The 25841-nt window shown below is 65.6% G+C and carries 19 protein-coding genes; 11 read left to right on the top strand and 8 right to left on the bottom strand.

Going from position 1 to position 25841, the window contains the following annotated elements; translation table 11 throughout:
- Positions 1-68 precede the first annotated feature (68 nt).
- On the bottom strand, positions 69-1058 hold the full coding sequence (locus AC6LKG_RS18500) for a malate dehydrogenase (RefSeq protein ID WP_049072248.1): 990 nt from the start codon (positions 1056-1058) through the stop codon (positions 69-71).
- Positions 1059-1430: 372 nt separating this feature from the next.
- On the opposite strand from AC6LKG_RS18500, the gene AC6LKG_RS18495 reads away from it, so the two are divergent.
- From AC6LKG_RS18495 to AC6LKG_RS18460, 8 genes are all read left to right on the top strand, one after another.
- On the top strand, positions 1431-2210 hold the full coding sequence (locus tag AC6LKG_RS18495) for a GntR family transcriptional regulator (RefSeq protein WP_498166639.1): 780 nt from the start codon (positions 1431-1433) through the stop codon (positions 2208-2210).
- A gap of 121 nt (positions 2211-2331) precedes the next feature.
- Complete coding sequence (sdhC, locus tag AC6LKG_RS18490; protein ID WP_006389362.1) at positions 2332-2748, top strand: succinate dehydrogenase, cytochrome b556 subunit; 417 nt, start codon at positions 2332-2334, stop codon at positions 2746-2748.
- Complete coding sequence (gene sdhD, locus AC6LKG_RS18485; RefSeq protein WP_006389363.1) at positions 2749-3132, top strand: succinate dehydrogenase, hydrophobic membrane anchor protein; 384 nt, start codon at positions 2749-2751, stop codon at positions 3130-3132.
- Positions 3133-3147: 15 nt separating this feature from the next.
- Positions 3148-4914, top strand: a complete 1767-nt coding sequence (sdhA, locus tag AC6LKG_RS18480) for a succinate dehydrogenase flavoprotein subunit (RefSeq protein WP_211485699.1) — start codon at positions 3148-3150, stop codon at positions 4912-4914.
- An 18-nt stretch (positions 4915-4932) separates the two neighbouring features.
- Complete coding sequence (locus AC6LKG_RS18475; protein ID WP_006389365.1) at positions 4933-5649, top strand: succinate dehydrogenase iron-sulfur subunit; 717 nt, start codon at positions 4933-4935, stop codon at positions 5647-5649.
- Positions 5650-5674: 25 nt separating this feature from the next.
- Positions 5675-5935, top strand: a complete 261-nt coding sequence (locus AC6LKG_RS18470) for a succinate dehydrogenase assembly factor 2 (protein ID WP_049077540.1) — start codon at positions 5675-5677, stop codon at positions 5933-5935.
- A gap of 19 nt (positions 5936-5954) precedes the next feature.
- Positions 5955-7265 carry a citrate synthase gene (locus tag AC6LKG_RS18465; RefSeq protein ID WP_076519449.1) on the top strand — a complete coding sequence of 437 codons (1311 nt, stop codon included), beginning with the start codon at positions 5955-5957 and terminating at the stop codon, positions 7263-7265.
- A gap of 92 nt (positions 7266-7357) precedes the next feature.
- Positions 7358-8488 (top strand): hypothetical protein, encoded by a 1131-nt coding sequence (locus AC6LKG_RS18460; protein ID WP_498166636.1) that lies wholly within the window; start codon positions 7358-7360, stop codon positions 8486-8488.
- A 64-nt stretch (positions 8489-8552) separates the two neighbouring features.
- Here AC6LKG_RS18460 and AC6LKG_RS18455 read toward each other — a convergent pair whose 3' ends face one another.
- The 3 genes from AC6LKG_RS18455 to mdeB form a co-directional block, all read right to left on the bottom strand.
- Complete coding sequence (locus AC6LKG_RS18455) at positions 8553-9005, bottom strand: DUF2214 family protein (protein ID WP_498166634.1); 453 nt, start codon at positions 9003-9005, stop codon at positions 8553-8555.
- Between the two features lie 148 nt (positions 9006-9153).
- Positions 9154-11451, bottom strand: a complete 2298-nt coding sequence (locus AC6LKG_RS18450) for an NADP-dependent malic enzyme (protein WP_049072257.1) — start codon at positions 11449-11451, stop codon at positions 9154-9156.
- Positions 11452-11706: 255 nt separating this feature from the next.
- Positions 11707-14394 carry an alpha-ketoglutarate dehydrogenase gene (gene mdeB / locus AC6LKG_RS18445; protein WP_498166631.1) on the bottom strand — a complete coding sequence of 896 codons (2688 nt, stop codon included), beginning with the start codon at positions 14392-14394 and terminating at the stop codon, positions 11707-11709.
- A gap of 297 nt (positions 14395-14691) precedes the next feature.
- On the opposite strand from mdeB, the gene AC6LKG_RS18440 reads away from it, so the two are divergent.
- Positions 14692-16749, top strand: coding sequence for an OPT family oligopeptide transporter (locus tag AC6LKG_RS18440; RefSeq protein WP_498166629.1), 2058 nt, complete (start codon positions 14692-14694; stop codon positions 16747-16749).
- 59 nt (positions 16750-16808) lie between these two features.
- Here the strand turns inward: AC6LKG_RS18440 and AC6LKG_RS18435 are convergent, their stop codons facing one another.
- The 4 genes from AC6LKG_RS18435 to AC6LKG_RS18420 form a co-directional block, all read right to left on the bottom strand.
- Positions 16809-18041: a M20 family metallopeptidase gene (locus AC6LKG_RS18435; RefSeq protein ID WP_498166626.1), complete on the bottom strand. Its 1233-nt coding sequence runs from the start codon at positions 18039-18041 to the stop codon at positions 16809-16811.
- A 3-nt stretch (positions 18042-18044) separates the two neighbouring features.
- Complete coding sequence (locus AC6LKG_RS18430; protein WP_498166623.1) at positions 18045-19745, bottom strand: hydantoinase/carbamoylase family amidase; 1701 nt, start codon at positions 19743-19745, stop codon at positions 18045-18047.
- Positions 19746-19756: 11 nt separating this feature from the next.
- Entirely contained in the window at positions 19757-20701 is a 945-nt protein-coding gene (gene puuE, locus AC6LKG_RS18425) for an allantoinase PuuE (protein WP_498166621.1), read from the bottom strand.
- A 226-nt stretch (positions 20702-20927) separates the two neighbouring features.
- Positions 20928-21944, bottom strand: coding sequence for a 1-aminocyclopropane-1-carboxylate deaminase (locus tag AC6LKG_RS18420; protein ID WP_498166619.1), 1017 nt, complete (start codon positions 21942-21944; stop codon positions 20928-20930).
- Positions 21945-22135: 191 nt separating this feature from the next.
- Between AC6LKG_RS18420 and AC6LKG_RS18415 the strand changes: the two genes are divergently transcribed.
- Positions 22136-22606, top strand: coding sequence for an Lrp/AsnC family transcriptional regulator (locus AC6LKG_RS18415; RefSeq protein ID WP_498166616.1), 471 nt, complete (start codon positions 22136-22138; stop codon positions 22604-22606).
- A 329-nt stretch (positions 22607-22935) separates the two neighbouring features.
- Positions 22936-25803, top strand: a complete 2868-nt coding sequence (locus tag AC6LKG_RS18410; protein ID WP_498166613.1) for a 2-oxoglutarate dehydrogenase E1 component — start codon at positions 22936-22938, stop codon at positions 25801-25803.
- Positions 25804-25841: the final 38 nt, after the last annotated feature.

Below are 25841 nucleotides of genomic sequence, written 5' to 3'. Positions count from 1 at the left end.
TCCGTGGATGCGCCGTCCGCTTGCGAATTGGGCCCGCGTCAACGGGCCCAATTCTGCTTGCTGGCTGCTTACTTCAGCAGATCCTTGACGCCGTCGCGCTCTTCCAGGAGCTCCTTCAGCGTGAAGTCCAGTCGCTCACGCGAGAAAGCGTCGATTTCCAGGCCTTCGACGCGCTTGTATTCGCCGTTTTCGGTGGTGACCGGCACGCCGTAGATGATGCCTTCGGGGATGCCATAGGAGCCATCCGACGGGATGCCCATGGTGACCCACTTGCCGTTGCTGCCCAGGACCCAGTCACGCACGTGGTCGATGGCGGCGTTGGCGGCCGAGGCGGCCGACGACAGGCCACGGGCCTCGATGATGGCGGCGCCACGCTTGCCCACGGTGGGGATGAAGGTGTCGCGGTTCCAGGCGTCGTCGTTGATGAGCTTGGCCAGCGATTCGCCGCCGACGGTGGCGAAGCGGTAGTCGGGGTACATGGTGGGCGAGTGGTTGCCCCACACGACCAGCTTCTCGATGTCGGCCACGGCCTTGCCCGACTTGGCGGCCAGTTGCGACAGGGCACGGTTGTGGTCCAGGCGCAGCATGGCGGTGAAGTTCTTGGCGGGCAGGTCCGGAGCCGACTTCATGGCGATGTAGGCGTTGGTGTTGGCCGGGTTGCCGACCACCAGCACCTTGACGTTGCGGCTGGCGACGTCGTTCAGGGCCTTGCCCTGGGCCGTGAAGATCTGGGCGTTGACCGACAGCAGATCCTTGCGTTCCATGCCGGGGCCGCGCGGGCGGGCGCCGACCAGCAGGGCCACGTCCGCATCCTTGAATGCCGTGCGCGGGTCGCTGTGGGCGGTGACTTCCTGCAGCAGCGGGAAGGCGCAGTCATCCAGTTCCATGATGACGCCCTTCAGGGCCTTTTGCGCTTTTTCGTCGGGGATTTCAAGCAGTTGCAGAATGACGGGCTGATCTTTGCCGAGCATTTCGCCGGAGGCGATGCGGAACAGCAGTGCGTAACCGATTTGGCCGGCGGCGCCGGTGACGGCGACACGCAAGGCAGGCTTAGACATGGACGTTCTCCGTAATGGTGTGGCGAGAAAGAAATCTCGCCAATCAGTGTAATCCGTTGGCCGGCGAGGCAGGCCCGCGCGCAAGGGGCGGCCAGGTTGCCGGACAGACAGAAATCCTAGAACTAATTTACGGGTGCGTCAATTGATCTTATATCTTATATAAGACATAAGACGTTGGACAGCGCCACGCCCGATATGCCACAATAGAGCGTTTGTTCGAATGCGCCGCAGCACCGCCGGCTGCGCGCCTGTATCAGGCCAGAACACCGGCACCGCAGCAGGGCGCATGCGAATGGAAGCCGCATCGTTTGCGTGGCCTTTTTGCGCGGTCCTTCCATTCTCCGGATGAACATGACACTTCCAAGACGATCCATGGCAGACCCCCGGCCCGAAACTCCCCTACGCACTCGCGCCGCCCGTCCGACGGGCGAGGGGGCCGCTTTCAGCCCGCTGTACCGCCAGATCAAGGACCTGCTCGTGCAGAGCCTGGACCGCGGCGAATGGAAGCCCGGCGAGCTCATTCCCAGCGAAATCGATCTGGCCGCCCGTTTCCAGGTGAGCCAGGGCACGGTGCGCAAGGCGGTCGATGAGCTGGCTGCCGAACACCTGCTGCTGCGCCGCCAGGGCAAGGGCACCTTCGTCGCCACCCACCATGAAGCCCGCGTGCGCTACCGTTTCCTGCGTCTGGCCCCCGATGAAGAGGGCGAGGCCGTGCGCGCGGAAAGCCGTATCCTCGAATGCCGCCGCCTGCGCGCGCCGGCCGAGATCGCGCGCGCGCTCGACCTGCGGGCGGGTGAAACCGTGATCTCCATCCGCCGCCTGTTGTGCATGGGGCAGGTGCCCACCGTGCTGGACGATATCTGGCTGCCGGGATCCATCTTCCGCGGCCTCACCTTCGAGCTGTTGAGCGCCAACAAGGCGCCGCTCTACGGCCTGTTCGAATCCGAGTTCGGCGTCAGCATGGTGCGCGCGGACGAAAAGCTGCGCGCGGTGGCCGCGCCGGCCGAAATCTGTACGCTGCTTAATGTTGCCGCCGGCACGCCGTTGTTGCAGGTGGATCGGGTGTCTTACACCTATGGTGACCGCCCCATGGAAATTCGCCGGGGCTTGTACTTGACCGATCGATATCACTACCGCAATAGTCTGAATTGATGAGCTTTTTACCTACGATTTGATACCAACCCGATCTCTGGGCGAAAATACCGTGTTTGCCCGCAAGGGCCACGGCGTTGCCGCCGTCACGATTCCCTAGTTCCGAAACACCGAGGCCGTCATGTCCGACACCGCTGCCAAGCCACGTCCGCAGTTTCGCAATATTGGGCTTGCCCAAGTTGCGTTCTCCTATCGCCTGCCTTTGGCCGGCAAGCTGTCCATCCTGCACCGCATCAGCGGCATATTGCTGTTCCTCTGTCTGCCCTTGGTCATTCTGCCGCTGTTCGCGGCCAGCGTGGCCTCGCCGCAGACCTTCGCGGCCGTCGCCGCGTATGCCGGCAATCCGATCGTCAAGCTCGTGCTCCTGGTCCTGATCTGGGGCTACCTGCACCACTTCTGTGCGGGCATCCGCTACCTGCTGCTGGACCTGCACCTGGGCATCGACAAGCTGTCGGCCAAGAAGAGCGCCGGCGTGGTTTTCGGTGTCAGCCTGGCGCTGACCCTGGTGTTCGCCCTCAAACTGTTCGGAGTGCTGTAAATGGCCGCCGCTAAAAACTACGGACCCAAGCGCCTGGTCGTCGGCGCGCACTATGGCGTCATGGACTTCATCATCCAGCGCATCACCGCCGTCATCATGGCCGTGTATACGCTGGTGCTGCTCATCGGCATCCTGTTGATGCCTGCCTTCACGTACGAATCGTGGCACGCGCTGTTCACGTTCTACGTCGGCGTTCTTCCGGTCGGCCAGATCCTGGCGACCCTCGCATTCGTTGCGTTGGCCTGGCATGCCTGGATTGGCGTGCGCGACATCTGGATGGACTACGTCAAGCCGGTGGGCCTGCGCCTGCTGCTGCAAGTGCTGACGATCCTCTGGTTGATCGGTTCGGTCGTTTACTTCGCGCAAATCCTCTGGAGCATCTAAGCCGTGGTCTCTGTCATGAAATCCTTGCCGCGCCGCCAGTTTGATGTGGTGGTCGTTGGCGCCGGCGGAGCCGGCATGCGTTGTTCGCTGCAACTGTCCCAAGCGGGCCTGTCCGTTGCGGTGCTGTCCAAAGTGTTCCCCACGCGCTCGCACACGGTTGCCGCGCAGGGCGGCGTCAGCGCCTCACTGGGCAACATGAGCGAAGACAACTGGTACTGGCACATGTACGACACCGTCAAGGGGTCGGACTGGCTGGGCGACCAGGACGCCATCGAGTTCATGTGCCGCGAAGCCCCGAACGCCGTGTACGAGCTCGAGCACTTCGGAATGCCGTTCGACCGCAACCCGGACGGCACCATCTACCAGCGTCCGTTCGGCGGCCACACCGCCAACTTCGGTGAAAAGCCGGTCCAGCGCGCCTGTGCCGCTGCCGACCGTACCGGCCACGCGCTGCTGCACACCCTGTACCAGCGCAACGTCGCCGCCCGCACCCAGTTCTTCGTCGAATGGATGGCGCTGGATCTGCTGCGCAATGAGGCCGGCGACGTCGTGGGCGTGACCGCCCTCGAAATGGAAACCGGCGAGATCTACATCCTGGAAGCCAAGACCACGGTGCTGGCCACCGGCGGCGCCGGCCGCATCTGGGCCGCTTCCACCAACGCCTTCATCAACACCGGTGACGGCCTGGGCATGGCCGCCCGCGCGGGCATCCCGCTGCAGGACATGGAATTCTGGCAATTCCACCCGACCGGCGTGGCCGGCGCCGGCGTGCTGATCACCGAAGGCGTGCGCGGCGAAGGCGGCATCCTGCTGAACAAGGATGGCGAACGCTTCATGGAGCGCTACGCGCCCACGCTGAAGGATCTGGCCCCGCGTGACTTCGTGTCGCGCTCGATGGACCAGGAAATCAAGGAAGGCCGCGGCTGCGGTCCGGACGGCAGCTACGTGGTGCTCAAGCTCGACCACCTCGGCGCCGACGTCATCAACAAGCGCCTGCCCTCGATCCGCGAAATCGCCATCAAGTTCGGCAACGTCGACCCGATCAAGGAACCGATCCCCGTCGTCCCGACCATCCACTACCAGATGGGCGGCATCCCGGCCAACTACCACGGCCAGGTGCTGACGCGCGAAAACGGCGAGAACAAGATCGTCAACGGCCTGTACGCCATCGGCGAATGCGCCGCGGTGTCGGTGCACGGCGCCAACCGCCTGGGCACCAACTCGCTGCTGGACCTGATCGTGTTCGGCCGCGCCACCGGCAACCACATCGTCAATTCGCATCCGGAACGCCAGCACGCGCACCAGCCCGTGCCGCAACAGGCTGTCGAATTCTCGATGGACCGCGTCAACAAGCTGGAATCGCGCACCTCGGGCGAGAAGACCCAGGACATCGGCAATGCCATCCGCTTCTCGATGCAGCGCCACTGCGGCGTGTTCCGCACGCTGGAGCTGCTGAACGAAGGCGTGACCCAGATCGAAGACCTGGCCAAGCAAGCCGACAACATCTACTTCAAGGACAAGTCCAAGGTGTTCAACACCGCGCGCGTCGAGGCGCTGGAACTGGCCAACATGACCGAAGTGGCCCGCGCCACCATCAAGTCGGCCGCCAACCGCACCGAGAGCCGCGGCGCCCACGCGCTGGACGATCACCCGACTCGCGACGACGAGAACTGGCTCAAGCACACGCTGTGGTACTCCGAAGGCAGCCGCCTGGATTACAAGCCTGTGCAGATGAAGCCGCTGACGGTCGAGTCCTTCCCGCCCAAGGCGCGTACCTTCTAAGTCCGGATAGAGCCTACTATGAGCACCAAGAGAATCGTCAAGTTCGAAATCTACCGCTACGATCCGGACAAGGACGAGCGCCCCTACATGCAGAAGCTGGAAGTCGAACTCCAGCCGACCGACAAGATGCTGCTCGATGCGCTGGTGCGCATCAAGAACGACGTCGACGACAGCCTGGCCCTGCGCCGCTCGTGCCGTGAAGGCGTGTGCGGTTCGGACGCCATGAACATCAACGGCAAGAACGGCCTGGCCTGCACGACCAACCTGCGCGAGCTGAAGGAACCGATCGTGCTGCGCCCGCTGCCGGGCCTGCCCGTGATCCGCGACCTGATCGTGGACATGACGCACTTCTTCAACCAATACCACTCGATCCGCCCGTACCTCATCAACGACACGCCGCCGCCCGAGAAAGAGCGCCTGCAGTCGCCCGAGGCGCGCGAAGAGCTGGACGGCCTGTACGAGTGCATCCTGTGCGCGTGCTGTTCCACTTCCTGCCCGTCGTTCTGGTGGAATCCGGACAAGTTCGTCGGCCCGGCCGGCCTGCTGCAAGCCTACCGCTTCATCGCCGACAGCCGCGACGAAGCCACCGGCGAGCGTCTGGACAACCTGGAAGATCCGTACCGCCTGTTCCGTTGCCACACCATCATGAATTGCGTCGACGTCTGTCCCAAGGGGCTGAACCCGACCAAGGCCATTGGCAAGATCAAGGAACTGATGGTCCGTCGCACGGTCTAGTAGTTGGTGTATTTAAGGTGTAATGATGAGCAGGCTTACTGAACTGGAACGGGCGCGGCTGCGTTGGCGGGCGCGCCGGGGCCTGCTCGAAAACGACTTGATCATCACCCGGTATCTCGACGCCTACGAGGCCGAGCTTACCGACGATGACGTGACGGCATTGACGCAGCTCTTCGAGTTGGGAGACAACGATCTTCTCGACCTGCTGCTGGCCCGCAAGGAACTCGAGGGCGCACTGGACACGCCCCGACTCCGCGGCATCATCGGCCAGATGCGGTCGCTCTGATTAATTGAGAGGAAAAAACATGAACCTGTCTGACAAAAAAGCCACTCTGTCCTTCTCGGACGGCAGCGCACCCATTGAGTTCCCTGTCTACAAGGGCACGGTCGGTCCGGATGTGATCGACATTCGCAAGCTGTACGGCCAGACGGGCATGTTCACGTTCGACCCCGGCTTCATGTCGACCGCGGCGTGCGAATCGGGCATCACCTACATCGACGGCGACAAGGGCGAGCTGCTGTACCGCGGCTTCCCGATCGAACAGTTGGCCGTCAACTGCGACTTCATGGACATCTGCTACCTGATCCTGAACGGCGAGCTGCCGAACCAGGAACAGAAGGCCGACTTCGATTCGCAGGTGACCCATCACACGATGGTCAACGAGCAACTGCACTTCTTCCTGCGCGGCTTCCGTCGCGACGCTCACCCGATGGCCGTCCTGACGGGCCTGGTGGGCGCGCTGTCGGCGTTCTACCACGACTCGACCGACATCACCAATCCGCAACACCGCCATATCTCGGCCATCCGCCTGATCGCCAAGATGCCGACGCTGGTCGCGATGGCGTACAAGTACTCGCAAGGCCAGCCGTTCATCTACCCGCAGAACGACCTGTCCTACACGGGCAACTTCCTGCGCATGATGTTCGCCACGCCGTGCGAAGAGTACAAGGTCAACGAAGTCGTCGAGCGCGCGCTCGACCGCATCTTCATCCTGCACGCCGACCACGAACAGAACGCCTCGACCTCCACGGTCCGCCTGTGCGGTTCGTCGGGCACCAACCCGTTCGCCGCGATCTCGGCCGGCGTGGCTTGCCTGTGGGGCCCGGCCCACGGTGGCGCCAACGAAGCTTGCCTGCAGATGCTGGAAGAGCTGCAAGCCAACGGCGGCATCGCCAAGGTCGGCGAGTTCATGGAGAAGGTCAAGGACAAGAACTCGGGCGTGCGCCTGATGGGCTTTGGCCACCGCGTCTACAAGAACTACGACCCGCGCGCCAAGCTGATGCAGGAAACGTGCAAGGAAGTGCTCTCGGCCCTGGGCCTGGAAAACGACCCGCTGTTCAAGCTGGCCATGGAACTGGAGCGCATCGCCCTGGAAGACCCGTACTTCGTGCAGCGCAAGCTGTACCCGAACGTGGACTTCTACTCGGGTATCGTCCAGCGCGCCATCGGCATCCCGACCTCGCTGTTCACGGCCATCTTCGCGCTGGCCCGCACGGTGGGCTGGATCGCCCAGTGGAACGAAATGCTGTCGGATCCCGATTACAAGATCGGCCGTCCGCGCCAGTTGTTCACCGGCTCGGTCACGCGCGACGTGCCGCCGATGGACAAGCGTTGATCCTCTGCGTGGCTTGACCCAAGAAACCGCCTTCGGGCGGTTTTTTGTTGTCTGCCAGTCCCGCGTCCCCCCTGCGGTCGTGACGGGACGTTTTGGCGTTTATCATCCTGGCCATGATTCCGATAGCGCTGCCCTCCGCGGGCTTTTATATTTTTGTCTCCCTGGGCTTTCTTGCCGGCCTGGTGCTGCTGGGCTGGGCGCTGGTCCTGGCTGCCAGCGGCGGTGCGCGCCGTACGGTCCGCAAATACTGGAAGACCTTCGGGCTGCTGTTCGTGGTGCTGCTGGTCCCCTTTGCCTTCTATGCCTGGGTCCAGACGGTCATTTGGCAGATCGAGCGCGAAGGCGAGCGCCGCGAGGCCGCCCGCAACGTGATGCTGGAGGCGCAGACGACGGTAGGCGGTATCGCCATGCCCGCCGGCACGCGCCTAAAGCTGCAGGACGAAGGCCGGCTGGAAACCTACGTCGAAGCGGAGTTTCCGCAGCCGGTGGCCATGTACGGCGTGCAGGCCTCGCGCGCGCGGCGCTACCTGGACACCGAATACGACAGCGAGACCTACGCCCTGCGCGGGCGGCATCCGCGCAGCGTCCTGCTGCGCGGCGCTGGCAGCCAGGTGGTGATGGGCTGGCGGTGCGATGCCACCCAGGACATTGAATTCGACGTGGCGAAAGATGGCGCGATGATGGCGTTGAACAGGTGCGTGCTGGGGCCGGGCAACCGGGTCGAGGAACTGGATCTCGCGCCCGGGTCCATCGTCTACGGTACGAGCGGCGCCGTCTACACCGATGGCTCGCGCGATGCGGATCAATGGCGCATCGACGTCAAGGACCCGGTCGCGGTCAAGGTGTTCGGGTTGCCGTTGAGCGAGCCGCGGCTCTATCTGGATGGCCAGCGGCGGCTGCTGCGCGTGAGCGATGCGGAGCTGGCCTGCCCGACGAGCCTGGGCGCTGTGAGCTACGCCGCGGGCACGCAGGTCAAGACGGTGCGGCGCGGCCGCGGCGATGAGCGTGAATCCTATCCGGGTGTGCTGGTACTGAGTCCGTGGAACGGCCAGGTCGCCAGGCGCGAGGGCCAGGCCGACGTGCCCGAGGGCATGTCGGTGATGCAGACGCTGGCGGGCGAGGTCGTGGGCGTGGTCAAGAACGACACCGTGGGGGTATTTCATTTCGCCACCATCATCGTTGGCGATGAGGTGCCCCAGCCGACCCGCGCGCGCTGCCCTTGAGCCGCGCGGGCCGTAGCATCGCATGTCCGACCGCGCCTGTCCGAATGCGCCTGTCTTGCGCGCCCTACGCGCCAATGCCGCGCGCCATCAGCACGGCGAACAACGGCAGCAAGATGAACAGATGCGATTCGATCATCACCCAGCGGCGCGCGCGCTTGATCTGGGCGGCGTCCGGCACGAAGGCGGGTTGCTGGCGCGCTTGTTTGGCCCAGCGCAGGAAGGCCAGCGTGGGCGGGATCGAACAGAGCCCGATGATGACGAACAGCGTGATCTTGGCGTGGAACCAGGGGTTGCCCATGTAGAAGGCGGCGCCCTTGATGCCGAGCATCAGGCGCAGCACGCCGGTGGCCAGCACCAGGATCGCGCTCAGCAGATACAGGCGGTCATAGACCACCAGGCGCTTGAGCGTGGCCGGCGTCAGGTCGGGGCGCAGCAGCACCGCTTCGGCGGTCAGCACCACCACCAGGACGAAGATGGCCAGGAAGTGAAACCAGGCCAGGAAGGCGTCGAGCAACATAGGGTCGGGCTCCGGTAGGGAACGGGTGAGGGGAGTGTCTGCCCCGTTTTTACCATTCGCCCGTCGCGGCGCACCATCGCGCCATCAAGCAGTACAAAAAAAGGACGCCCCGCGGGGCGTCCCTTGCCTGTCGATCAGCGCAACGCGATCAACGGCGTTTCTTGGCGGCCTCGGCGGCTTCCTGCTGCGCATCGACCACGGCCAGGGCGGTCATGTTGACGATGCGGCGCACGGTGGCGCTGGTCGTCAGGATGTGCACCGGACGCGCCGCGCCCAGCAGGATCGGGCCCATCGCGACGCCATTGCTGCCGGTCATCTTCAGCATGTTGTACGTGATATTGCCGGTGTCCAGCGTCGGCATGACCAGCAGGTTGGCGCGACCCTTCAGGGTGCTGTCCGGGTAGGCCAGCACGCGGATCTTTTCCGACAGGGCGGCATCGGCGTGCATTTCGCCGTCCACTTCCAGGTCGGGCGCACGGTCCTGCACCAGCTGGCGCGCGGCGGCCATCTTGCGCGACGATTCGGTGACGCGGCTGCCGAAGTTCGAGTGCGACAGCAGGGCGATCTTGGGCACCACGCCGAAACGCAGCATCTCGTCGGCGGCCTGGATGGTGATGTTGGCGACTTCCTCGGCCGACGGGTTTTCGTTGACGTGGGTGTCGGTGACGAACAGCGTCTGGTCGGGCAGCATCAGCACGTTCAGGGCGGCGTAGGTCTGGCCTTCCTTCCTGCCGATGATTTCGTCGATGTACTTGAGCTGGTTGTCGTACTTGCTGGCCACGCCGCACAGCAGCGCGTCGGCATCGCCACGGCGCAGCAGCATCGCGCCGATGAGCGTGTTGTGCTTGCGGATCATCGCCTTGGCGATGGCCGGGGTCACGCCTTCGCGGCCCTTGAGCTGGTAGTACGCGTTCCAGGTTTCGTTGAAGCGGCTGTCGTCTTCGGGATCGACGATCTCGAAATGCTGGCCGGCCACCAGGCGCAGGCCGAACTTCTTGATGCGCATCTCGATCACGGACGGGCGGCCGATCAGGATCGGGAACGCCAGCTTTTCATCGGCCACGGTCTGCACCGCGCGCAGCACGCGCTCGTCTTCGCCGTCGGCGTAGATGACGCGCTTGGGCGCCTTCTTGGCCTGGGCGAACAGCGGGCGCATCAACTGGCCCGAGTGGTAGACGAAGCCCATCAGCTTCTGGCGGTAGGCCTCGATGTCCTCGATCGGACGGGCGGCCACGCCGGAGTCGGCGGCGGCCTGGGCCACGGCCGGGGCGATCTGGACGATCAGGCGCGGGTCGAACGGCTTCGGGATGATGTAGTCGGGACCGAACGACAGTTCCTGGCCGGCGTAGGCGCGGGCCACTTCATCGTTCTGCTCGGCCTGGGCCAGCTCGGCGATGGCCTTGACGCACGCCAGCTTCATTTCCTCGGTGATGCGCGAGGCGCCGGCATCCATGGCGCCGCGGAAGATGAAGGGGAAGCACAGTACGTTGTTGACCTGGTTCGGGTAGTCCGAACGGCCGGTGGCGATGATGCAGTCGGGGCGGGCGGCCTTGGCGACTTCCGGGCGGATTTCCGGTTCCGGGTTGGCCAGCGCCAGGATCAGCGGACGATCGGCCATGGTCTTGACCATGTCGGCGGTCAGCACGCCGGCGGTCGAGCAGCCCAGGAACACGTCGGCGCCGTTGACCACGTCGGCCAGCGTGCGCGCGTCGGTCTTCTGCGCGTAGCGCTTCTTGTTGGCTTCCATGTTTTCATCGCGGCCGTCCCAGATCACGCCGCGCGAGTCCACCACGTAGATGTTCTCGCGCTTGACGCCCAGGTGCACCAGCAGGTCCAGGCAGGCGATGGCGGCGGCGCCAGCGCCCGAGCAGGCCAGCTTGACCGTGCCGATGTCCTTGCCCACGACCTTCAGGCCGTTCAGGATGGCGGCCGACGAGATGATGGCGGTGCCGTGCTGATCGTCGTGGAAGACGGGGATCTTCATGCGCTCGCGCAGCTTCTTCTCGATGTAGAAGCACTCGGGCGCCTTGATGTCCTCGAGGTTGACGCCGCCGAGCGTGGGCTCGAGCGCGGCGATGATGTCGACCAGCTTGTCGGGGTCGTTCTCGGCCAGTTCGATGTCGAACACGTCGATGCCGGCGAACTTCTTGAACAGGCAGCCCTTGCCTTCCATGACCGGCTTGGCGGCCAGCGGGCCGATGTTGCCCAGGCCCAGCACGGCGGTGCCGTTGGTGATCACGCCCACCAGGTTGCCGCGCGAGGTGTACTTGGAGGCAGCGTCGTCGCCCTGGTCGAAGATGGCCATGCAGGCTGCGGCCACACCGGGCGAGTACGCCAGCGACAGGTCGTCCTGGTTGGCGAGGGTCTTGGTCGGGGTGACCGAGATCTTTCCGGGGGTGGGATAGGCGTGGTAGTCCAACGCCAGTTTGGTGAGGGTTTCGTCCATGGGATACAGCCTTTTCGGCGCTAACTGGAGATAAAAGCGAGAAGGTAAAACGGAAAGCAAAAAGCGGGCTCGCGGCCCGCCGTATTCTTTGGGAAATGCTTAGGGAACACCCGTATTTCAACAGAAAGCGGCGCGGATTGGTTGCTGCAGCGCAGCGATCGTCCGATTTTGATCAAGCTGGCGTGCATTGTGATGGCGCTGGCGAAAAGGCAGAAAAGCCCCGGGTCGGGGCTTTTCTCCTTTGCTTTCAGGGCGTTATTGCGCCCACGGGGGCGTGGCGCGATCGGCCGCGCCGAGTTTGCGGCGCAATGCGTTGGCCTGGTCCTGTAGGCCCAGGCTGTCCAGCGCGTGCAGCACGATCCAGTTGGCGCTGACCTCGAAGAAGTCGCGCAGGCGGGCGCGGGTGTCGCTGCGGCCGAAGCCGTCGGTGCCGAGCGTGCGGTAGGGCGCGGGCACCCAGGCACGGATCTGTTCGGGCACGGCGCGCACGTAGTCGGTGGCGGCCACCACCGGCGCATCGCTGCCGCCCAGGCAGGCGCGCACCCAGTCCGCGTCCGGCGCGGTGGCCAGGCCGAGGGCGCGCGCGCGTTCGGCTTCGCGGCCGTCGCGCGCCAGTTCGGAGAAACTGGTCACGCTCCAGACCTCGGCATCCACGCCGTATTCCGCGTGCAGGCGCTCGGCGGCGATTTCCGCTTCGCGCAGCATGGGGCCGGCGCCCAACAGGCGCACCGCCGCCTGCTGGCGCGCCGGGCGCAGGCGGTACATGCCGCGCAGGATGCCCTCGGTAGCCGCCTCGTCCCGTGGCAGATCGGGCTGCGCCAGGTTTTCGTTGGTGACGGTCAGGTAGAAGAACTCGTCGCGTTGTTCGTCCAGCATGCGGCGCATGCCGTACTCGACAATCACCGCGACCTCGTAGGCGTAGGCCGGATCGTAGGCGCGGCAGTTGGGCACGGCCGCGGCCATGATGTGGCTGGAGCCGTCCTGGTGCTGCAGGCCTTCGCCGCCCAGCGTGGTGCGGCCGGACGTGGCGCCGATGAGGAAGCCGCGCGTGCGCTGGTCGGCCGCGGCCCAGATCAGGTCGCCGATGCGCTGGAAGCCGAACATCGAGTAATAGATATAGAAGGGCAGCATCGGCAGGCCATTGACCGAGTAGCTGGTACCGGCCGCCGTCCACGACGAGATCGCGCCGGCCTCGGTGATGCCTTCTTCCAGGATCTGGCCGTCGCGCGCCTCGCGGTAGTACAGCACCGAGCCGATGTCCTCGGGCTGGTACAACTGGCCCTGCGCGGAATAGATGCCGATCTGGCGGAACAGGTTGGCCATGCCGAAGGTGCGCGCTTCGTCGGCCACGATGGGCACGATGCGCGGGCCGACCTGCGGGTCTTTCAGCAGCGCCGTCAGCATGCGCACGATGGCCATGGTGGACGACATTTCCTTGCCGTCGGCGCTGAGCGCGAAGCGGGCCCACTGATCGACCGCTGGCGGCGCCAGGCGTGGCGCCTGCGTCTGGCGGCGTGGGATGTGGCCGCCCAGCGCGGCGCGGCGCGCCTGCAGGTGGCGCAATTCGGCGCTGTCTTCGGCCGGGCGATAGAACTTGAGCGCCAGGCAATCGGCATCGGAGATTGGCAGGGCGAAGCGGTCGCGGAACGCCAGCAGCGCCTCGTCGTCCAGCTTCTTCTGCTGGTGGGTGGTCATCTTGCCCTGGCCGGCCGTGCCCATGCCGAAACCCTTCTTGGTCTGCGCCAGGATCACGGTGGGCTGGCCGCGATGGCTTGCGGCGCGGTGGTACGCGGCATGGATCTTGACCATGTCGTGGCCGCCGCGGTGCAGGCGGTCGATGGCTTCGTCGGTCCAGTCGGCCACCAGCGCCGCCAATTCGGGATTCTGGTTGAAGAAGTGGGCGCGGTTGAAGGCGCCGTCGTTGGCGGCGAAGGTCTGGAACTGGCCGTCCACCGTGTTGGCGAAAGCGCGCGCCAGGGCGCCGTTGGTGTCGCGGCGCAGCAGGGCGTCCCAGTCGCTGCCCCAGACCAGCTTGATGACGTTCCAGCCGGCGCCGGCGTAAAGGGTTTCGAGTTCGTCGATGATGCGGCCGTTGCCGCGCACCGGGCCGTCCAGGCGCTGCAGGTTGCAGTTGACCACGAACACCAGGTTGTCGAGTTTTTCGCGCGCGGCCAGGGTCAGCGCGGCGATCGACTCCGGTTCGTCCATCTCGCCGTCGCCGAATATGCCCCAGACCTTGCGGTCGCTCGCGGGGACCAGCGAGCGGTGTTCCAGGTAGCGCATGAAGCGCGCCTGGTAGATCGCGTTGATGGGGCCGATGCCCATCGAGCCGGTGGGGAACTGCCAGAAGTCCGGCATCAGCCACGGGTGTGGATACGACGACAGGCCGCGCAGGCCGCGCGCGGTGGCGGTGATCTCTTGGCGGAAGTGGGCCAGATCGTCGTCGCTGAGAAAGCCTTCGAGGTAGGCGCGGGCGTAGACGCCGGGCGCCGAGTGCGGCTGCATGTAGACCAGATCGCCGGGACCGTCGGCCGTGGCCGCGCGGAAGAAGTGGTTGAAGCCGACCTCGAACAGGTCGGCGGCCGAGGCGTAACTGGCGATGTGGCCACCCAGCTCGCCATGGGCCTGGTTGGCGCGCACCACCATGGCCAGGGCGTTCCAGCGGTTGATGCGGGCAATGCGTTCCTCGACCGCCAGGTTGCCGGGAAAGGGCGGTTCCTGGTCGGCGGGAATGGTGTTCAGGTAGGCGGTGCGCGTCTGGCTGTTGGCGCGCAGGCCCAGGGTGGCGGCATGACCCAGCAGGTTGTCCAGCACATAGCCAGCCCGTTCCGCGCCCGAGGCCTCGACCAGGGATTGCAGCCCGTCACGCCATTCGGCGGTTTCGGCGGGATCGGTGTCTTGCCGGTGGTCGGCTCCGGTGGAGGAATGGCTGGCATCGCACATGATGGTTTTGTCTCCTTGTAAGCGCCATGCTAGTCCTGTCGCTGGGGCATGGGTAATCAAAATGCCGGGAAGAAATCCAGGTTTTCAGCATAATCTTTTGCCGCTTCAGGCATTGGCGGCAGGATCTGCCGCCTTCGGCCGCTTACCGGTGGTGACCACCTGCTGGACGCCAAGGCGCTAGAATTCGCGCTTCACAAAAAACAAACCGGCAACCAGACAGGGCGGCAACGCCCTGATAGCCGGGGCCGTCCCGCTCCTGCGGCGGGATCGCGTCCCGGCCAGTAAAGGGAGACTTCAATGACTCAACCTACCAGCGTCCCGGCAGAGGTCACGCTACCGGAACTGACATTCCGCGGCGTGCTGCTGGGCGCAGTCATCACCATCATCTTCACCGCTTCCAACGTGTTCCTGGGACTCAAGGTCGGCCTGACTTTCTCGTCGGCGATCCCGGCGGCGGTCATTTCGATGTCGGTGTTGCGCCTGTTCAAGGACGCCAACATCCTCGAGAACAACATGGTGCAGACGCAGGCCTCGGCGGCCGGCACGCTGTCGGCCATCATCTTCATCCTGCCCGCCCTGGTCATGATGGGCCACTGGCAGGGCTTTCCGTTCTGGCAGACCCTGGGCATCTGCGCGGCCGGCGGCATGCTGGGCGTGATGTTCACGATTCCGCTGCGCCACGTCATGGTGGTGCAGAGCGACCTGCCGTACCCGGAGGGCGTGGCGGCCGCCGAGATCCTGCGGGTGGGCAGCGCCGAGCGCGCCCAGGACGCGGCCGAGGATTCCGGCCGGACGCCGGCCAAACTCGCCGCCACCGGCATGGGCGACATCGTCAGCGGCGGCCTGGTGGCGGCGGCGGTCAGCTTCGCAGCCAGCGGCCTGCGGGTGCTGGGCGACGGCGTCAGCGGCTGGTTTGCGCTGGGCGGGGCGGTGTTCCGGCTGCCGATGGGGTTTTCGCTGGCGCTACTGGGCGCGGGTTACCTGATCGGCATCGTGGCGGGCCTGGCCATGCTGACGGGGCTGGTGATCTCGTGGGGCATCGCGGTGCCGATCCTGACTTCGATGGCCGGGATTCCCGCGGACATGTCGCTGGCGAAATTCGCCACCGGGCTGTGGTCGTCGCAGGTGCGGTTCATCGGCGCAGGCGTCATCGGCGTGGGCGCCATCTGGACGCTGGCGACGCTGTTCATGCCGATGGCGCGTGGCGTCAAGGCCTCGTTCTCGGCGTTGACCCGCGCCGGCGCGGCGCGCGCGGGCAAGGCGCCGCGCACCGAGCGCGACCTGTCGGCGGGCTGGATCTCGGTGGTCACGCTGGTGCTGGTGGCGGTGCTGGTGATCACGTTCCAGGTGTTCCTGGCGGACGCGCCGCTGACGGCCGCCGCGGTCTGGAAACTGGTGGCCTACGCGGTGTTTTTCGCTTTCGTGTTCGGCTTCCTGGTGGCGGCGGCCTGCGGGTACATGGCCGGCCTGGTAGGCACCTCGACCAGCCCGATCTCGGGCGTGGGTATCGTTGCCATCGTGCTGGTGTCGCTGTTGCTGCTGGTGCTGGGCGGCGACCTGCTGGCGGTGCAGAATGGCGTGCAGATGACCATCGCGCTGGCGATCTTCAGCACGTCGGCGGTGGTGGCGGTGGCCTCGATCTCCAATGACAATCTGCAGGATCTGAAGACCGGCTGGCTGGTCGGCGCGACCCCGTGGCGCCAGCAGGTGGCGCTATTGATCGGTTGCGTCCTTGGCGCGGCGGTGATCTCGCCGGTGCTGGACCTGCTGTACAACGCCTACGGCTTTGCCGATGCGATGCCGCGCGCAGGCATGGACCCGTCCCAGGCGCTGTCGGCGCCGCAGGCCACGCTGATGCTGGCGATCGCGCGCGGCATCTTCACGCATCAACTGAACTGGACCATGATCCTGATCGGCATGGCGGTGGGCGTGGGCCTGATCGTGGTGGACGAGATCCTCAAGCGCACCTGCAAGGTGGCCCGCATCCCGGTGCTGGCGGTGGGCATCGGCATCTACCTGCCGCCAACCGTGGCGGCGCCGATCGTGGTCGGCGCGCTGCTGGCCTGGCTGCTGGAGCGCGCGCTGCGCCGCCGCGCCGCGGCCGCCGGCAAGGACTATGCATCGTTCGCCGACGCCGCCAACCGGCGCGGCGTGCTGATCGCCTCGGGCCTGATCGTGGGCGAGAGCCTGGTGGGCGTGGTGATGGCCGCCATCATCGGCGCCGCCGGCACCGATGCGCCGCTGGCGATCGCGGGCGAGGAATTCGCGCGCACCGCCTCGTTCCTGGGGCTGGCGGTGTTCGCGCTGGTGGCGGTGCTGTTCTGGCGCCGCGTGACGCGGCTGGCGCAGCCATAGGCCAGGCGTTGCGCCAGGCACGGATCTAAAGGGCATGACGCGCGCGTCATGCCCTTTTTTCATGCCGGCCGCAGCAGGTCGGCCAGGGTTCGGGCGATGACCTTGGTGGCCCGCCGCAGGTCTTCCAGCACCACGCGTTCGTCGTTGCGCTTGGCGTGCGACTCCAGCACGGTGCGCGGGCCGGCGCCGTAGATCACGCCGGGAATGCCGGCCTCGGCGTACAGGCGCACGTCGGTGTAGAGCGGCGTGCCCATGGCGGGGATCGGCTCGCCGAACAGGTCCTGGCCATGCCTGCGGATGGCGTCGACCAGCGGCTGGTTGCCGGGCAGCGGCCGCATGGCGTTGGCCAGCAGCAGGCGCTTGATCTCGACGCGCAGGCCGGGCGTGGCGGCCGCGCCTTCTTCGATGATGCGGCGGATGTCGGCCTCGACCTCGGCCGCGTTCTCTTCCGGGATCATGCGGCGATCCAGCTTGAACACCACTTTGCCGGGCACCACGTTGGTGTTGGTGCCGCCTTCGATGCGGCCGATGTTCAGGTAGGGGTGGCTGATGCCCTCGACCCGCGAAGTGATCTCGCGATAGCGAGCGTTCTGCGCGTACAGCGCGTTCATGATCGCGACCGCGCCCTGCAGCGCATCCACGCCGGTGGCCGGAATGGCGGCGTGCGCCATCTTGCCGTGCACCGTGACCTCCATTTGCAGGCAGCCATTGTGGGCCGTCACGACTTCATAGCTGAAGCCGGCCGCGATCAGCAGGTCGGGCTTCGTCAGGCCCTGGCGCAGCAGCCAGCCGGGACCGAGCAGGCCGCCGAATTCCTCGTCGTAGGTGAAGTGCAGTTCGACCGCGCCATGGCTCGGACGCGCCACGGCTTCCAGTGCGCGCAGCGCGAAAGTGAAGCTGGCGAAGTCGCTCTTGCTGACCGCAGACGCGCGGCCGTAGAGGCAGCCGTCCACGATCTCGGCGCCATACGGATCGTGCTGCCAGCCGTCGCCCGGCGGCACCACGTCGCCGTGGGCGTTGAGGGCGATGCGGCGGCCGCCGGCGCCGTATTCGCGGCGCACGATCAGGTTGGTGATGGACTCCATGCCGTAAGCGCGCACTTCGTCGGCGGGCACGGGATGGGACTCGGCCGGCATGCCGAAACCTTGCAGCAGTTCCGCGGTGCGGACCGCGTGCGGGGCGTTGTTGCCCGGCGGCGTGTCGGTCGGCACGCGCACCAGTTCCTGCAGGAAGCGCACTTCTTCATCGAAGTGGGCGTCCACCCAGGCGTCGAGTCGGGCGTAATCGGTCATGGTTCAGCTCGTTGCTTCGTTGGCGAGATCGTCAAGCAGCCGCTGCATTGCCTGCGCGGCCAGCTGCATGTCGTGGTTGGTGGTGGATTCGAGCGGGTTGTGGCTGATGCCGGCGTTCTGGCCGCGCACGAACAGCATGGCCTGCGGCATGATCTCGTGCAGCTTCATGGCATCGTGGCCGGCGCCGCTCGGCATGCAATGGACCGGCACGCCCAGGGCCTGCACGGCGCGTTCCCAGCGCTGCTGCCAGGCCGGCGCGCTGGGCGCGGCGGCGGCGCGCATGGTTTCCTCGAGGGTGTAGCGCAGGCCGCGGCGCTGGCAGATCGCTTCCAGTTCGGCCAGCACATCGGTGGCCAGCGCATCTCGCTGCGGATCGCTGGGCGCGCGCAGGTCGAGGCTGAAGCGGCATTCGCCTGGCACCACGTTGATCGAGCCATTGGGCACTTCCAGCATGCCGACGGTGCCGACCGAGTCGCCGTCGCGCGCGGCGCGGCCTTCGACGAACACGATCAGCTCGGCCGCGGCCACGGCTGCGTCACGGCGCCGGTCCATCGGCGTGGTGCCGGCGTGGCAGGCGGTGCCGTGGATCCGCACGCGGTAGCGCACGCAGCCGTTGATGGAGGTGACCACACCGAGCGGCAGGCCCATTTCATTGAGCACGGGGCCTTGTTCGATATGCACTTCGACAAAGCCCAGGTAGCGGGCCGGATCGCGCTTGAGCTTGGGAATGTCGTCCACGCACAGCCCCGCGTGCGCCATGGCGTCGCGCATGCTGATGCCGTCGGCGTCCTTCTGTTCGAGCCAGCGCGGCTGGAAGTCGCCGATCAGCGCGCCGGAGCCGAGGAAGGTGGCGGGATAACGCTGGCCTTCCTCTTCGGAAAATGCGATCACTTCGATGGCATAGGGCAGGCGCCGCCCCTGACGATGCAGCGCGCGCACGCAGGCCATCGGCACGAAGATGCCGAGGCGGCCGTCGTATTTGCCGGCGTTGCGCACCGTGTCGAAATGGCTGCCGCTCATCAGGATGGGCGCGTCGGCGCGGTTGGCGTGATAGCGGCCGACCACGTTGCCGACCGCGTCGATGCCGACCTCGTCGAAGCCGCAATCGCGCATCCAGTGCGAGATGCGCTGGGCGCAGGCGCGGTGCGCGTCGGTCAGGTAGGTGACGGTGAGCTGGCCGTTTTCGGCGTAGCCCGGATCGCTGTGGGCGCTGAGTTTTTCGTGCCAGTCCCAGATGTCGTTGCCCAGGTCCGGTTCGACGCCGAAGCGTTCGTGCAGCCGCACTTCGGCATCGCGGTGCAATTGGCGCAGGGCCTCGCGGCGCTCATCGTCCGCCGCATTGTGCTGGCGGCGCTCGAGGGCCTGGACCCAGTGCGCGTCTTGCACGGGGGCGCCGCGCGGGTCGTAGCGGGACAGCACGAACGGGAAGCCGAAACGCGCGGCATGATCGGCGGCCAGCGCGGCGGCGCCGTCGTTAGCGGCGAACGCCGGCGTGGGCTGGGCGCGCAGCAGCGCCAGCTGCGTGGCGACGTCGGCAACGTCCACCGCATGTTGCAGCGCCAACTGCAACTGGGCCAGGCTGCGCATCGGCCGTGCGCGCACCGCCTGTTGCGCGGCCCAGGGCGCGTGCGGATACAGGTCGGCCAGCATGGCGGCGGCGTCTTGCGGCGCGGCGTCGTTGAATCGGGCGAGGGTAGGGGCCATGGTTGCGCGGTTCAGGGAGCGGGTTGATAGGGATGGCGCGCCTGCCAGTGGCGGGCGACGTCGAGCCGACGGCAGACCCAGACGCGGTCGTGGCGCGCGATGTGGTCCAGGAAGCGTTGCAGGGCGACGATGCGGCCAGGTCGGCCCAGCAGGCGGCAATGCATGCCGACGCTGAGCATCTTGGGCGCCTCGTCGCCTTCGGCGTAAAGCGCGTCGAAACTGTCCTTCAGATACTGGAAGAACGGATCGGCGTGCGAATAGCCCTGGGGCAGCGCGAAGCGCATGTCGTTGCAGTCCAGCGTGTAAGGCACGATCAGTTGCGGCGCAACGCTGCCGTCGCTCTTTTGCACCCGCATCCAGAACGGCAGGTCGTCGCCGTAGTAGTCGCTGTCATATTCGAAGCCGCCGTAGTCCGCCACCAGGCGGCGCGTGCGCGGGCTGTCGCGGCCGGTGTACCAGCCCAGTGGGCGGGTGCCGGTCAGTTGCGTGATGGCGTCCATGCCCAGGCGCATGTGTTCGCGCTCGGTGGCTTCGTCCACGTCCTGGTAATGTACCCAGCGCCAGCCGTGGCAGGCGATTTCGTGCTGCAGCTCGACCAGGGCGGACGCCAGTTCGGGGTGGCGTTGCAACGCCATGCCGACCGCGAACACCGTCAACGGCAAGCCGCGCTTCTCGAATTCGCGCAGGATGCGCCAGACGCCCGCGCGCGAGCCGTACTCGTAAATGCTTTCCATGCTCAGGTGGCGTTCCGGGTAGCTGGCCGGATTGAACATCTCGGACAGGAACTGCTCGGACCCCGCGTCGCCGTGCAGTACGCAGTTCTCGCCGCCTTCCTCGTAATTGAGCACGAACTGCACCGCGACGCGCGCGTTGCCGGGCCATTGCGCATGCGGCGGGTTGCGGCCGTAGCCGATCAGGTCACGCGGATAGGGGCGGGTAGCGTCGTAGGTGCTCATGGCAGGGCAGGCGTGGACATCGTGTTCGACACGATAAGGTAAACCGCATTATCTGTATACAATTTATGTACATCATTAGTGATGACCCTAATACGTCAGGCAAGGAGCGGTCGCCCTGAAACGAACAACCCGCCGGCATGTATTGCCGGCGGGTTGTTCCTGGGCATAGGCAAGAGCGGCTCAGCGCAGGTCGCCGCAGGGCCACCCGCTGGCGCCGTAGCCGCCGTCAGCCGTTGCGGTAGAGAAAGCTGTAGGCGTTGATCGCCGGCACCCCCCCGAGATGCGCGTACAGCACCCGGGAACCGGCGGGGATTTCCCCGCGCCGCACGATGTCCATCATGCCCTGCATCGATTTGCCTTCGTAGACCGGGTCGGTCATCATCCCTTCGAGCCGCGCGCACAGGCGGATCGCTTCGTTGGTCTCGGCCGATGGCAGGCCGTAGGCCGGGTAGGCGTAGCGCGTGTCCAGCACCACGTCGCTGTCGGTGATGGGGCGCTCCAGGCCCACCATGTCGGCGGTGCGGCGCGCGATGCGCAGGATCTGGGCGCGGGTCTGGTCCGGCGTGGCCGAGGCGTCGATGCCGATGACGCGGTCGGCGCGGCCGTCGGCGGCAAAGCCCACCACCATGCCGGCCTGCGTGCTGCCGGTGACGGCGCAGACCACGATGTAGTCGAACTTGAAGCCCAGCTCGGCTTCCTGCCGCCGCACTTCCTCGGCAAAGCCCACATAGCCCAGCCCGCCCAGCTCATGGTCGGAGGCGCCGGCCGGAATCGCGTAGGGCTTGCCGCCGCGCTTGCGCACGTCCTCCAGCGCTTCTTCCCAACTGCGGCGGAAACCGATGTCGAAGCCCTGGTCCACCAGCCGCACATCGGCGCCCATCAGCCGGCTCATCATGATGTTGCCGACCCGGTCGTACACCGCGTCCGAGTAGTCCACCCAGTTCTCCTGCACCAGCACGCAGGCCAGGCCGAGCTTGGCGGCCACCGCCGCCACCATCCGGGTGTGGTTGGACTGGATGCCGCCGATGGTGACGAGCGTGTCGCAGCCCTGTTCCAGCGCCTGCGGAATCAGGTATTCCAGCTTGCGCAGCTTGTTGCCGCCGAACGCCAGGCCGCTGTTGCAGTCCTCGCGCTTGGCGTAGATCTCGACCTTGCCGCCGAGGTGGGCGGACAGGCGCTCGAGCTTTTCGATGGGAGTGTCGCCGAAGGTCAGACGGTGGCGGGGAAAGCGTTGCAGATCCATGCGGGCTCCTGAGGGAGAGGGGGCCGGGCGGGTCGCCGCGGATGGAAAAATCATAGGAATCCGCTGGATCGTTGGTCAATTGTGTATTTTCTTGAATTCTTCCGTTTTAATTTTCATATGATTTGATTTTTAGATTTAAGATTTGAGAATAAAAAATAAAAACCAAATTAAATTTTATAGGGACATATTAAATGGCCGCCATCGCCGGGCTGGATCGCATCGACCGCCAGATCCTGCGCCTGCTGCAGCAGGACGCCCAGATCACCAACCTGGACCTCAGCGCGCGCGTGCATCTCAGTCCCGCGGCCTGCCTGCGGCGGGTCGAAAAGCTCAGGGCCGAGGGCATCATTCGTAAGACCGTGGCGCTGCTCGAACCGGCCGAGGTCGAGATGGCCACGCTGGTGATCGTCGGGGTGGTGCTGGATCGCTCCACGCCGGAGTCCTTCACCGACTTCGAACAGGCCGCGCGCGGCATCAGCGGCTGCCTCGAATGCCACCTGGTGGCGGGCGAGTTCGACTACTTCCTGATGCTGCGCATCCGCGACCTTGAGCGTTTCAACAAACTGCACGCGGGCGAGATCATCAAGCTGCCCGGTGTGCGCCAGATTCGCACCTTTTTCGTGTTGAAAGAGATCCTGTCCACCACCGAACTGCCGCTGTGACGAGGCAATTGCGCAACACCTTGTCCCTGGGGCAACAAAAATGCGGCAATGCGGCATTTTTCGTTCGCGGAACTTGATGGCGTGTAGACGGCGTAATTGAAGGGGTTGCGCGGACATTCCAACGCCGCATGAAACCATTCCTGGAGCGCTTTTGCGTCACGCAATCGCAAGAAGACGCCCGTAAACTCAAAGGGTTATACTTTCGTCCATACGGCTTTCAAGGCTTGTACGCGCCTTCTGCCCCTGCTATCCGCTAAACGGGAAGCCCGTGTCGCGGAAGGTTTTCCTGCATCGTAATCGAGTGAAGCACTCGTAAAGGTGAAGCGATTATGTCTTCGGAAATAGAATCCCTATCCACGTCTTACCTGTTCGGGGGAAACGCCCCCTACGTTGAGGAGCTTTACGAAGCCTACCTCGACAACCCCGGTTCGGTACCCGACAACTGGCGCGAATACTTCGACCAGTTGCAGCACGCTCCCGCCACCGACGGCCAGGAATCCACCCGCGACCAGGCCCACGCTCCCATCGTCGAATCGTTCGCCCAGCGCGCCAAGGCCAATGCCTTCGTGCAACGCGTCGCCGAACCCGACCTGAGCGTCGCCTCCAAGCAAGTCTCGGTGCAATCGCTGATCGCCGCCTACCGCTCGCTCGGTTCGCGCTGGGCCGACCTGGATCCGCTCAAGCGCCAGGAACGTCCCCCGATCCCCGAACTCGACCCGTCTTTCTACGGCCTGACCGAAGCCGATCTCGATCAGACCTACTCGGCCACCAACACCTACTTCACGACCGCCAGCACCATGACGCTGCGCGACATCCTGAAGGCGCTGCGCGACACGTACTGCCGCAGCATCGGTGCCGAATTCACGCACATCTCCGACCCCGCCGCCAAGCGCTGGATCCAGGAACGCCTGGAAACCACGCTGGGCGCGCCGACCTACACGGCCGAAGAGAAGCGCCACATCCTGCAGCAACTGACCGAGTCCGAAGGCCTCGAGCGCTTCCTGCACACCAAGTACGTCGGCCAGAAGCGCTTCTCGCTGGAAGGCGGCGAAAGCTTCATCGCCTCGATGGACGAAGTGGTGAACCACGCCGGTGAAAACGGCGTCCAGGAAATCGTGGTCGGCATGGCCCACCGCGGCCGCCTGAACCTGCTCGTGAACATCATGGGCAAGATGCCCGGCGACCTGTTCGCCGAGTTCGAAGGCAAGCACGCCGAAGGCCTGACCGATGGCGACGTGAAGTACCACAACGGCTTCTCGAGCGACCTGTCGACCCGTGGCGGTCCGGTGCACCTGTCGCTGGCGTTCAACCCGTCCCACCTGGAAATCGTCAACCCCGTGGTCGAAGGCAGCGCGCGCGCCCGCCAGGAACGCCGCGGCGACACCGAAGGCAAGCAAGTGCTGCCGGTGCTGGTGCACGGCGACGCGGCCTTCGCCGGCCAGGGCGTCGTGATGGAAACCCTGAACCTGGCCCAGACCCGCGGCTACGGCACGGGCGGCACGATGCACATCGTCATCAACAACCAGATCGGCTTCACCACGTCGGATCCGCGCGACTCGCGTTCGACGCTGTATTGCACCGATGTGGCCAAGATGATCGAAGCGCCGGTGTTCCACGTCAACGGCGACGACCCCGAAGCCGTGGTGTTCGTGACCAAGCTGGCGCTGGACTACCGCTTGCAGTTCCGCCACGATGTCGTGGTCGACATCGTCTGCTTCCGCAAGCTGGGCCACAACGAGCAGGACACCCCCTCGCTGACGCAGCCGCTGATGTACAAGCGCATCGGCCACCATCCCGGCACGCGCAAGCTGTACGCCGACAAGCTGACCACGCAAGGCGTGCTGGCCGAAGGCGAAGCCGACCAACTGGTCAAGGACTACCGCCAGCTGATGGAAGACGGCCAGCGCACCATCGAACCGGTGCTGACCGACTACAAGAGCAAGTACGCCATCGACTGGTCGCCGTTCCTGGGCGCCAAGTGGACCGACCAGGCCGACACCGCCGTGCCGCTGGCCGAGCTCAAGCGCATCGGCGAGCGCATCACCACGGTGCCGGAAGGCTTCACGGTGCACCCGCTGGTCGCCAAGCTGCTTAACGACCGCCGCACCATGGCCAAGGGCGAGATGAACCTGGACTGGGGCATGGGCGAACACCTGGCCTTTGCCACCCTGGTGTCGTCGGGCTACGCCATCCGCATCACCGGCCAGGACTCGGGCCGTGGCACGTTCACGCACCGCCATGCCGTGCTGCACGACCAGAACCGCGAGCGCTGGAACGACGGCACCTACATTCCGCTGCAGAACGTCTCGGAAGGCCAGGCCCCGTTCACCGTGATCGACTCGGTGCTGTCCGAAGAGGCCGTGCTGGGCTTCGAATACGGCTACTCGAGCGCCGAACCCAACACGCTGACCATCTGGGAAGGCCAGTTCGGTGACTTCGTCAACGGCGCCCAGGTCGTGATCGACCAGTTCATCAGCTCCGGCGAAGCCAAGTGGGGCCGCCAGTCGGGCCTGACCCTGATGCTGCCGCACGGCTACGAAGGCCAGGGCCCCGAGCACTCGTCGGGCCGCATCGAGCGCTTCCTGCAGCTTTGCGCCGACAACAACATGCAAGTGATCCAGCCGACCTCGGCCTCGCAGATCTTCCATGTGCTGCGCCGCCAGATGATCCGTCCGTTCCGCAAGCCCCTGGTGCTGTTCACGCCCAAGTCGCTGCTGCGCAACAAGGACGCCGGCTCGCCCCTGACCGAACTGGCCGGCGGCAGCTTCCGCCCGGTGATCGGCGAGGTCGACGAGGCCATCGACGCCGCCAAGGTCAAGCGCGTGCTGGCTTGCTCGGGCAAGGTCTACTACGATCTGGTCAATGCCCGCCGTGAACGTGGCGCCGACAACGTCGCCATCGTCCGCGTCGAGCAGTTGTACCCGTTCGCGCACAAGTCGTTCGAGGCCGAACTGCGCAAGTACCCGAAGGCCACCGAAGTGATCTGGGTCCAGGACGAGCCGCAGAACCAGGGCCCGTGGTTCTACGTTCAGCATCACGTGTACGAGAACATGGTCGAAGGCCAGAAGCTGGGCTACGCCGGTCGCGCCGCGTCGGCGTCGCCGGCCGTGGGCTACCTGGCCAAGCACCAGGAACAGCAGAAGGCGCTGATCGAAGCGGCTTTCGCGCCCAAGTTCAAGGCCATGCTGACCAAGTAACCCAACCCGATGCACGCGCGGCGTGCGGCAAGTTGCAG

Source organism: Achromobacter sp. 46006 (assembly GCF_059761975.1).
This window is presented reverse-complemented; position numbering and strand designations above follow the sequence as displayed.